The organism is Methylobacterium sp. B1, assembly GCF_000333255.1.
GTDB lineage: Bacteria > Pseudomonadota > Alphaproteobacteria > Rhizobiales > Beijerinckiaceae > Methylobacterium > Methylobacterium fujisawaense.
The window spans coordinates 1-10,323 of sequence record NZ_BACT01001080.1 but is presented as its reverse complement, the minus strand read 5'-3'; the positions used below and the strand labels follow the sequence as shown (position 1 = coordinate 10,323).

At 72.2% G+C, this 10,323-nt stretch carries 9 protein-coding genes; 4 read left to right on the top strand and 5 right to left on the bottom strand.

Annotated features, from left to right (window positions below; translation table 11 throughout):
* From I53_RS29985 to I53_RS29975, 3 genes are all read left to right on the top strand, one after another.
* The coding region (locus tag I53_RS29985) for an ATP-binding protein (RefSeq protein ID WP_043358021.1) at window positions 1-1,280 on the top strand (1,280 nt) is incomplete at its 5' end.
* A 319-nt stretch (window positions 1,281-1,599) separates the two neighbouring features.
* On the top strand, window positions 1,600-2,160 hold the full coding sequence (locus I53_RS29980) for a PAS domain-containing protein (RefSeq protein ID WP_043358020.1): 561 nt from the start codon (window positions 1,600-1,602) through the stop codon (window positions 2,158-2,160).
* A gap of 233 nt (window positions 2,161-2,393) precedes the next feature.
* A complete protein-coding gene (locus I53_RS29975) occupies window positions 2,394-5,615 on the top strand; it encodes a CheR family methyltransferase (RefSeq protein WP_251982499.1) in 3,222 nt (1,073 codons plus the stop codon).
* Between the two features lie 404 nt (window positions 5,616-6,019).
* Here the strand turns inward: I53_RS29975 and I53_RS29970 are convergent, their stop codons facing one another.
* The 5 genes from I53_RS29970 to I53_RS29950 form a co-directional block, all read right to left on the bottom strand.
* Complete coding sequence (locus tag I53_RS29970) at window positions 6,020-6,436, bottom strand: DUF1236 domain-containing protein (RefSeq protein WP_043358018.1); 417 nt, start codon at window positions 6,434-6,436, stop codon at window positions 6,020-6,022.
* 44 nt (window positions 6,437-6,480) lie between these two features.
* Entirely contained in the window at window positions 6,481-6,711 is a 231-nt protein-coding gene (locus I53_RS29965) for a hypothetical protein (protein WP_043358016.1), read from the bottom strand.
* Between the two features lie 166 nt (window positions 6,712-6,877).
* Window positions 6,878-8,278: an amidase gene (locus I53_RS29960; RefSeq protein ID WP_251982498.1), complete on the bottom strand. Its 1,401-nt coding sequence runs from the start codon at window positions 8,276-8,278 to the stop codon at window positions 6,878-6,880.
* Complete coding sequence (locus I53_RS29955) at window positions 8,271-9,215, bottom strand: DUF1028 domain-containing protein (protein ID WP_043358012.1); 945 nt, start codon at window positions 9,213-9,215, stop codon at window positions 8,271-8,273. The genes I53_RS29960 and I53_RS29955 overlap by 8 nt, the downstream gene beginning before the upstream one ends.
* 3 nt (window positions 9,216-9,218) lie before the next feature.
* The gene (locus I53_RS29950) at window positions 9,219-9,974 is read right to left on the bottom strand and encodes an ABC transporter ATP-binding protein (RefSeq protein ID WP_051045128.1); all 756 of its coding nucleotides are present in this window, start codon (window positions 9,972-9,974) and stop codon (window positions 9,219-9,221) included.
* Window positions 9,975-10,070: 96 nt separating this feature from the next.
* Here I53_RS29950 and I53_RS29945 point away from each other — a divergent pair.
* The coding region (locus tag I53_RS29945; RefSeq protein WP_043358008.1) for a flagellar basal body protein at window positions 10,071-10,323 on the top strand (253 nt) is incomplete at its 3' end.

The following is a 10,323-nucleotide window of genomic DNA, read 5'->3' as shown; positions in this document are numbered from 1 at the left end:
ACGTGGACGAGCGTAAGGCCGTCGAGGCGGAGCGGGACCGGGTCACCGCGGCGCTGCGCAGCCTCAACGAGACCCTGGAGCAGCGGGTCGCCGCGCGCTCCGCCGAATTGATGCGCGCCGAGGAGGCCCTGCGCCAGTCGCAGAAGATGGAGGCGGTCGGCCAGCTCACCGGCGGGCTCGCCCACGACTTCAACAACATGCTGGCCGGGATCGTCGGCTCGCTGGAGCTGATGCAGACCCGGATGCTGCAGGGCCGGGTCGGCGACCTCGACCGCTACATCGGCGCGGCGCAGGGGGCGGCCAAGCGCGCCGCCGCCCTGACCCACCGCCTGCTGGCCTTCTCGCGCCGCCAGACCCTCGACCCGAAGCCGACGGACGTGAACCGTCTGGTCGAGGGCATGATGGACCTCGTCCGCCGCACGGTCGGCCCCGCCGTGGCGATCGAGTCGGTGGGGGCCGGCGGCCTGTGGCCGACGCTGGTCGACCCGAGCCAGCTCGAGAACGCGCTGCTCAACCTGTGCATCAACGCCCGGGACGCGATGCCGGAGGGCGGCCGTATCGTCATCGAGACGGCCAACCGCTGGCTCGACCACCGGGCCGCCCAGGAGCGCGAGCTGGAGCCGGGCCAGTACGTCACGCTCTGCGTCTCGGACAACGGCACCGGCATGACCCCCGACGTGGTCGCCAAGGCCTTCGACCCGTTCTTCACCACCAAGCCGATCGGCGAGGGCACCGGCCTCGGCCTGTCGATGATCTACGGCTTCGCCAAGCAGTCCGGCGGGCAGGTCCGGATCTACTCCGAGATCGACCAGGGCACGATGGTCTGCCTGTACCTGCCCCGCCATCTCGGCGAGGCGGAGGCCGAGGCGAGCCTGCCCGACCTCGCCCACGCCCCCCGCGCCGAGCAGGGCGAGACGGTCTTGGTGGTGGACGACGAGCCCACCGTGCGGATGCTGGTGACCGAGGTGCTCGAAGACCTCGGCTACGCGGCGATCGAGGCGGCGGACGGGGCCTCGGGCCTGAAGGTGCTCCAGTCGGACGTGCGCATCGACATGCTCATCACCGATGTCGGCCTGCCCGGCGGCATGAACGGCCGCCAGATGGCCGATGCCGGCCGCCAGCACCGTGCCGACCTGAAGGTCCTGTTCATCACCGGCTACGCGGAGAACGCCGCCCTCAACCACGGCCATCTCGGCCCCGGCATGCAGGTGATGACGAAGCCCTTCGCCCTGGAGGCGCTGGCCACCCGCATCCGCGGCATCATCGGGGGCGAGGGCTGAGATCCGGAGGCCGCGGTCGGGCGCCAGGCGGCCGCATCCGGGGCGGTGCGGTCGGGCCGGACCGGGCGGCGCCCGGCGGAACGTCGGTGCCCCCGCCGGACACGGGGTGCGGCAGGCCCGCGCGGAACGGGCGGGCGGGGTCGGGCGTCATTGCCATACCGATCCGACGCGCCCATGAGGACGGCCTCAGCGCGGTGCCCGAATTGGAGAGCGGCAGCCGCGGTTGCGCGTCAGGAATGTCGACCCGCGCCGAGGCCGGCAGCGCGAACGCGGGGCGACCGGCCGGGCCGCGCCGAACGGAGGCGACAGGGAAGCTACCGTGGACACGCAGACCATCCCGGCCGAACTCAGCACCTTCTTCGAGAAATCCCACATCGCCCTGGCGCTGGCCGCGGCGACCGACGACAACGTCCTGCTCCTGGTGAACGCGCCGTTCCACCAGCTCACCGGCTATACGGGCGCGGAGGTCGTCGGGCGCAATTGCCGCCTCCTCCAGCGCGACGCCGACAACCGGGAGGCGCGGGCCAAGATCCACGCCTTCCTGGAGAACGGCCGGCAGGACTCCGTGCGCACGCCGATCCTGAATTTCCGCAAGGACGGGAAGCCTTTCGTCAATCTGCTGTACATGTCCAAACTGAAGGCGCTCTCGGGCGAGGTGCGCTTTCTTTTCGCATCCCAATTCGATGTCAGCCGCTCGCAACCCGCGTTGCTTTCCGCCTACGATACCGAACTCGGCCGGACCTTGAGCCGGCTGACCCCGACGCTTGCGGAGAGTGGGCTCGTCATCGAGGGCTCGCTGATGACGATCGCCAACACGGTCGCCACGGTCGCGCAGGCCAAGCTCACGCTCGCGGATCTCGATGCACCAGGATTTCCATAACGCCCCCGGAGGCGAGGCCTCGGAGATCCTGGACGGCGCCGGGACGGTGACGGCCCCGCCCTTCGCCGGACCCGTCGTGGGAATCGGCGCCTCGGCGGGCGGACTCGAGGCCCTGCGGGAGATGCTGGCGCGCGCCCGGCCGCCGACCGGCATGCCTTCGTCATCGTCCAGCACCTCGACCCCAACCACGAGAGCATGCTGGCACAGCTCCTCGACGGCAGACCGAGCTGGAGGTGCTCCAGTGCGAGGGCGGGGAGCGGATCGCGGGCGACAAGGTCTACATCATCCCGCCCGGGCGGGGCCTCGTCATCCAGAACGGCGTCCTCGAACTCACCCACTTCGTCCAGCCGCGGGGCCTGCGCCGGCCGATCGACGACTTCTTCCTGTCGCTCGCGGTCGACCAGCAGGCCAACGCCGCCTGCGTGATCCTGTCGGGCACGGGGGCCGACGGCACGACCGGCCTGCGGGCCATCAAGGAGCATGGCGGCGTCTGCGTGGTGCAGCAGCCCGACACCGCCCGCTACGACGGCATGCCGCTCTCGGCGGTCGGCACCAGCCTCGTCGACTTCGTGCGACCGCCGGGGGAGATCGTGGACTGCCTCACGAGCTTCTTCCGCCGCCGGGGCACCGACGCCGTCGACGACGAGGCCCGCCTCGTCGCCGACCACATCGACGACCTCTGCCGGGTCATCCGCGCGACGGTGGGCCACGACTTCTCCGGCTACAAGCGGACCACCCTGGTCCGGCGGGTCGAGCGGCGCATGCACGTCCTCGGGCTCGAGTCCGGCCGGGCCTATCTCGGCCGCGTCCGGGCGGACAAGACCGAGTGCGAGGCGCTGTTCCGCGACCTCCTCATCAACGTCACCCGCTTCTTCCGCGACGCCGAGCTGTTCGAGCTCCTCCGGGAGCGCGCGGTGGAGCCCCTGCTGCGCACCCGCGACCCCGAGGAGGACATCCGGGTCTGGATCCCGGGCTGCTCCAGCGGCGAGGAGGCCTACAGCATCGCCATGCTGTTCGCCGACGCCGCCCGCCGCCTCGGCCTGCCGCCGGCGGTCCAGATCTTCGCCACCGACATCGACGAGCGCATGCTCCAGATCGCCCGGGAGGCGACCTACCCGGCCGCCGCGCTCGCCGACATCCCGGCGCATCTGCGGGAGCGCTACGTCGTCCCCCATGCCGAGCGCTTCACCATCGCGGCCGAGATCCGCGACCTGATCCGCTTCTCCAGCCACAGCCTGGTCAAGGACCCGCCCTTCTCGCGGGTCGACCTCCTGTCCTGCCGCAACCTGCTGATCTATTTCGACGAGCGCCTCCAGCAATCGGTGGTGCCGCTGTTCCACTACGCGGTCCGGCCCGGGGGCTACCTGTTCCTCGGGCCCTCGGAGAGCGTCAGCCGGTTCGAGCACCTCTTCCCGGTCATCGACCAGCACGCCCGCCTGTTCGAGCGGCCGCCGGGCGCGCCGCAATACCCGATCGACCTGCCCGGGAGCGCCCGGCGCGGCGAGACCCGGCGCGGAGCGCGCGAGGAGCGCCGCGGCGAGCCCTCGATCGCCGACGAGACCGTCGCGGTGCGCCGCGTCATGGAGCGCTACGCCCCGCCCAGCATGGTGCTCAACGAGGATGGCGGCATCATCGCCGCCTACGGGCGCCTGAGCCGCTACTTCGACTTCCCGGTCACGCGGACCGGCGGCAGCAGCGCGATCACCCTGGCCCGTCCGGGCCTGCGCGACGTGATCGGGCCGCTGCTCCGCCAGACCCGGGATGCGCGCAAGCGCGTGGTCGTCCGCGACGTGGAGATCCGCTCGGAATACGGCGTCCAGCCGGTGGAGCTGATCTGCGATCCCCTGCCCGACGGCTCGATGCTGCTTGTCCTGCGCGACACCGGCGCCTTCCAGGCTGCGGACGATCTTGACCTGATCGAGATGGATGCCGGCGGCGACCACGTCGAGGCGCTGGAGGAGGAGCTGCTGCGCACGCGCTACAAGCTCCGCTCCACCGTCGAGGAGCTGGAGACGACGAACGAGGAGCTGAAGAGCTCCAACGAAGAAATGATGTCGATGAACGAGGAGCTTCAGTCGACGAACGAGGAGCTGTCCACGGTCAACGACGAGCTGAAGACCAAGGTCGAGCAGCTCACCATCGCCAATGCCGATCTGCGCAACTTCTTCGAATCCACCGATCTCGCCGTGGTCGTGCTGGACCGCGCTCTGAAGGTGCGCAGCTTCACCACGGCCGCTACGGCGATCTTCCCGCTGCAGCCGGCCGACCGGGGACGTCCCCTCGCCGACGTGTCGAGCCGGCTCGCCGGCCTAGAATACCTGCATGACGCCCAGGAGGTCTGCGCCGGCGGCTCGGTGATCCAGCGGCGCGTCGCCACCCGGGATGGGGACCGGACGCTCTCCCTGCGGGTGCTGCCCTACCGCCTGCAGAACGGCAGCGTCGACGGCGCCACCCTGGTGCTCACCGACATCACCGAGGCCTTGTCCCTGGAGCGCCAGCTCGCCGCGGAGCGGGAGCGGCTGGAACTGGCCGTGAAGGCCGGAGGCATCGGCGTCTGGGAATACAGCCCCGATGCCGGGACCGTCGTGGTCGACAGCACCGCCGGCACGATCTTCGGCCTGACTCCCGACACGCCGCACCCCACCGCCGCCCTGGCGGCCAGCGTGCTGCCCGAGGACCGTCCCGGCTTCGAGGCGGCTCTCGCCGAAGCGGCGCACGGCCTGGACGAGTTCGAGGCGCGCATCCGCGTGCGCGCCGCCGATCACGCGCTGCGGCACATCCGCAGCTACGGGCGCCTGACCCGGAGCGGCGATCGGAAGCGGATCGTCGGCGTCTGCATCGACGTCTCGCCCGAATACGCGCTCGCCGAGACCCGCGACCTGATGCTGCGGGAGATGAACCACCGGGTGAAGAACCTGTTCGCGATCATCGGCGGCATGATCTCGGCGGGGGCCCGCACGCACCGGGAGATCGGCGTCTTCGCCACCGACATGCGCGACCGCATCTCGGCCCTCGGGCGGGCACATTCCCTGGCCGATCCCTCCGACGGCCAGGGCATGAGCGACCTCGCGGGCCTGATCGGCGCGACCCTGCGCCCGTACCGCGACCACGTCCCCACGATGATCGAGGGGCCCCTCGTGGCGATCAACTGGCGGCACGTCTCGTCGCTGGCGATGATCCTGCACGAATGGGCGACGAACTCGGTGAAATACGGCGCGCTCGGGTCCGACGACGGCGCGCTGTCCGTCACCTGGGACCGCCAGGAAGAGGGGCTCGTCCTCGAATGGTGCGAGCGCATGGCCCGCGTGGCCGAACCGCGGCCGGGCCGGGGCTTCGGGACCCTGCTGGTGGAGATGTCCCTGCGCCAGCTCGAAGCGACCGTGACGCGCAGCCACGACGCGTCCGCCTACCGGATCACCCTGCACCTGCCGGAACTGGCGCTGACGCGGGGGTGAGGCGCGAGCCGATCCCTCCGCTACCGGCCGCACGCTCGCGGCGGCCCGTCGGATCCATCCATCCGTGTCGGCAACGCGGCTTCAGGACCGGGCGCGGGTCCCCTCGCCCGTGCGGGAGAGGGACAGGGTGAGGGGTGCGGCCTTACCGAGAAAGTCTCGACCTCGGCTGACCGGCGACGGGGCGCTCGATCCTGATCCTTCTCGTCCCTCACCTCAGCCCTCTCCCGCTCGGGAGAGGGGGTCCGTCGCGCCTCGTCTCCAGCGCCCGTGCCCGCACCCATGCCCGCGCGATCTCTCGTCCTCTCGTCTCGGGCCGCGCCCTGCAGACGCGAAACGGCCCGCCGCGGCGATGCCGGACGGGCCGTCCTGCCTGATGGAGCGCCGGGATCCCGGCGCCCCTCCGATCAGTCGATGACCTCGACGATGCGGTGGCCGCGATCGACCAGGACGGGCTGGTCGTTCACGATGGTGTAGCGGTAGCCCGGACGCACCCGGTACTCGTCGGGTACGTCGTAGTAGGTCACGCTGTCCTCCGGCAGCACGGTGCCGACCCGGACCGGGCCGCCCCAGCTGTACGAGCGCACGCCGCGCTCGCGGACGTAGCTGCGGAACCGGGGGCGGTCGTCGACACCGAGGATGCCGCCCACCGTGCCGGTGGCCGCGCCCACGGCGCCGCCGACGATGCCGCCGACCGGGCCGGCCGCATCGGCGCCGACCGCCGCACCCTCGGCCGCGCCCCGCAGGGTGCCCTGCGCCTGGGCGGCCACCGGAAGGGCGAGGAGGCCGGCGGTCGCCAGCGACAGAAGAAGCTTGTTGGTCATGCTGAGATCTCCAGGCTCGTCAGGGCGTTACGGGCCGCGGAGGCTCAGTTGCAGCCTTCCTTGTGGACGGTCTTGGAGTTGCCCATGCCGTCCTCCTTGTGGACGGTCTTGGAACCGCAATCGACGGTGCCGGTGGTGACCTCACGCTTCTCGACGACGGTGTCGCGGTGGTCGACGACGGCGGGCCCGTCGCGGCGGATGACCGTGGTCTCCTCGGCGCTCGCCGCGCCGCACAGGGCCGCGAACAGGGCACCCGAGAGAATGATGTTGCGCATTGGTAGCCTCCTGGTTTCAATCGAACCCAGCAACGGCAACCACGGAAAAAGGGTTCCACACGCATCGCTCTGTACAGCGCGCGGCTATTTGCGATGAGAGGCGGTATTGGTTGCGTGCAATCGATCGCAACGGGCCGGTTCAGCTGCGCAGGACCGGCCCGCCGCGTCAGCCGGCCAGGGGCGGCACCCGGCGCCACCAATCGTGCGCCCGCTCGTACTGGTGCGCCACGCGCAGGATCTCGGCTTCGGCGAAGGGCCGGCCGGCGATCTGGAGGCTGATCGGCAGGCCGCGCCGGTCGAAGCCGCAGGGCAGCGCGATCGCGGGCAGGCCCGTGAGGTTGAACGGGTAGGTCAGCCGCCAGGAGGCCGCCAGCACGCTCTCCGCGCGCCCGCCGAGCGACACCGCGGACTCGTCCGTCCGCCACGCGGTCAAGGGCGAGGCCGGGCCGACGATCACGTCGGCCTCCGCCAGGACGGCGGCCATCTCGTCCATGATCAGGGCCCGCACCTGCTCGGCGCGCAGGTAGTCCGGCCCGGTCACGAGCCGGCCCATCTCCACGAGGTCGCGGACGTCGGCGGCGAAGCCCGCCACATGGCCCTGGGCGAGGCTGCGGTCGTGATAGGCGGTCGAGGAGGCGAGCTCGATGGCGTAGATGGCCCCGAGGCCGTGGCGCAGGGACGGCACCGCGACGTCGCGGACCGTGCAGCCCTGGCCGGCGAGGAAGCGGAGCGCCCCCTCGATTGCGACAGCGACGTCCTCGTCGACCGCGTCGAAGAAGTGGTTGCGGATCACCGCGACGCGCAGGCCCCGGATCGGCCGGTCCAGCCCGGCCGTGTAGTCGGGGACCGGCGCCGCGCTGGCGGCGGGATCGCCGGCATCCGGGCCGGCGAGCGCCCGCAGCATCAGGGCGGAATCGGCCACCGTCAGGGTCAGCGGCCCGGCATGGTCGAGGGACCAGGAATGCGGGACGATCCCCGACCGGCCGACCCGGCCGTAGGTCGGCTTGAGGCCGACGACCCCGCACAGGGCGGCCGGGATCCGGATCGAGCCGCCCGTGTCCGAGCCGAGGGCGGCCGGGCAGAGCCGGGCCGCGACCGCGGCGCCGGATCCGCCGCTGGAGCCGCCGGGCACCCGGTCGAGGTCCCAGGGATTGCGGGTCGGCGGCGTGACCATGCCCCAGGCGAATTCGTGCATGCGCAGCTTGCCGAGGATCACCGCGCCGGCCGCCCGCAGCCGCGCCACCGCGTGGCTGTCGGCCGCCGGGAAGGTCAGGGCCTCCACGGCGGTACCCGCCCGGGTCGGCATGTCGGCCGTGGTGTAGTTGTCCTTGATGGCGATCGGGATGCCGTGCAGCGGGCCCCGCGGGCCGGACCGGGCGATCTCGGCATCGGCCGCGCGCGCGGCGTCGAGGGCCGCGGACGAGAGATGGACGAAGCTGTTCAGGGCGCCGTCGAGGCGCGCGATCCGGTCGAGGCTGGCGCCGACGAGGTCGGCGCTCGACAGCTCCCGCGCCGCGATCCGCCGCGCGAGCTCGGTGATCGGCAACGGCCAGAGGGCGTCAGTCACGGCGGTCGTCATGGGGCCCCCGGCGGTACGGTAAGGTCGGATCGAAGACGACCGGCGGATGGATGTCCGCGAGGTCGAGGTCGCGGAGCCGGGCGATCTCGGCGAGCACCGGCGCGAACTGCCTCAGCAGGTGCGCGACCCGCCCGGGCTCCTGGCGCAGGCCGATGACGTCGCGCAGGAGATCGGGCGCATCGGCGGACCCGCCATCGGCCGCAGCGCCCGGCCGCTCGGCGGGCGCTTTCAGGAGCATCGCCACGACGTCGTCCGGCAGGGCGCCGGCCGGGCCGTGCTTCCGGGGCATGCCGGCCACGAACGGCACGAGCTGCCGCCGGGCGATGGCCAGGACGCGGCGCAGCTCGGCGACGGGCTCGGCGTGCTCGTCGACCCGCAGGTCGAGGAGCGGGTAATCCTCGCCGGCGACGATCCTGAGGGCCGCCGATTGCTTGCCGCGCTTGTCGCCGCCGGCCGCATCGCCGGCCTCCAGCGCCCGCATGAGCCGCTCGTCGAGGTCGCAGGCGGCGCTCCCCGCGAAGGCCTCCGCCATGGCGTCGATCACGCCGGTCCCGGCGAGCATGTTGCCCTGCACGGCGTAGCCGGCCCCGGTGCGGTGTCCGGCGGCGTCCGTGCAGCCGGCGCCGGTCCAGGCCGCGCCGGTCCCGCGCGCGTCGACGAGGCCGAGCTGGCGCAGGTCCGGCCGGTCGTCGGTGGCGAGCGCCGCCGCCAGGGCGGCGTCGGGGCCCAGCCCGCCGGCCAGCCCGTCGAGGATGCGGGCGGCGAGGTAGGGGTTCACCCAGGACTGGGTGGTGACGGCCCCGATCCCGGCGCGGATGTAGGGGCAGAGCCCGCCCACCGCCGGGACGGCGCTCGCCACCGCGACGCCGAGCTGCCCGGTCCGCGGGCAGCGGGCGGCGATCGAGAAGGTGTTGAGTTCGCTCATGGCTCACACCGCCAGATGGCCGATGACGCGCGCCTGCGCGTCCGGCGCCTTGGCGGGGCCGCTGTCGACGATCTCGCCGAGCTTGAGGACGGCGTAGCGGTCGGCCAGCGCCAGCGCGAAGGCGACGTGCTGCTCCACCACCAGCATGGACACGCCCGCCGCCCGCTCGGCGTCGAGCACGCCGCGCAGGCGCTCGACCATGGAGGGCTGCACGCCCTCGGAGATCTCGTCGATGAGGAGCAGGCGCGGGCGCAGCATCAGGGCGCGCCCGAGGATCAGCATCTTCTGCTCGCCCCCCGAGAGGGTGCCGGCCCGCTGGGCCAGCCGGTCCTTCAGGAACGGGAAATGACCGAACAGCCGCTCCAGCGCCTCCGGCAGCATCCGGTCGGAGGGGACCGCGAGGCGCAGGTTGTCGCGGATCGACAGGTCCTGGAACAGGGGCTGCTCCTGCGGCGCGTAGCCGACGCCGAGCGCCACGAGCCGGGCGGGCGACAAGCCGGCGAGCGCCTGTCCCCCGACGGTGATCGCGCCGCCCCGCAGGGCGACCATGCCCAGGATGGTCTTGAGCAGCGTGGTCTTGCCCATGCCGTTCTTGCCCAGCAGCGCCACGATCTCCCCCGGCGCCACCGACAGGGACACGCCCTTCACGATCGAGACCGCTCCGTAGCCGCTCGACACCCCCTCCAGGGCGAGGGCGGCGCCCGCCGGCTCGCTCCGCCGCACTGCCTCAGCCGCTGCCTCACCCGCTGCCTCAGCCATGGGCACCTCCCGAATAGATGGTCCGGACCAGCTCGGAGCCGACGACGTCCTCCACCGTGCCGTCGAGGACGAGGCGGCCCTGGTGCAGCACCTGACATGCAGGCGTCGCTTTACGTCACGCTGTCCGCCCAGATGGCGCTCGAACAGCGCCTGAACACCGTGGCGACCAACGTCGCCAATCTCGGGACCGCCGGCTACCGTGCGGAAGAGGTCAAGTTCGAGACGATCCTGTCCGAGGCGGGCGGGCGCGAGGTCGCGTTCACGACGCCGGGCGAGACCTTCCTGTCGCGCAAGGCCGGACCGCTCATCAAGACGGATTCGCCCCTCGAGCGTCGGCGTGCAGGGGGAC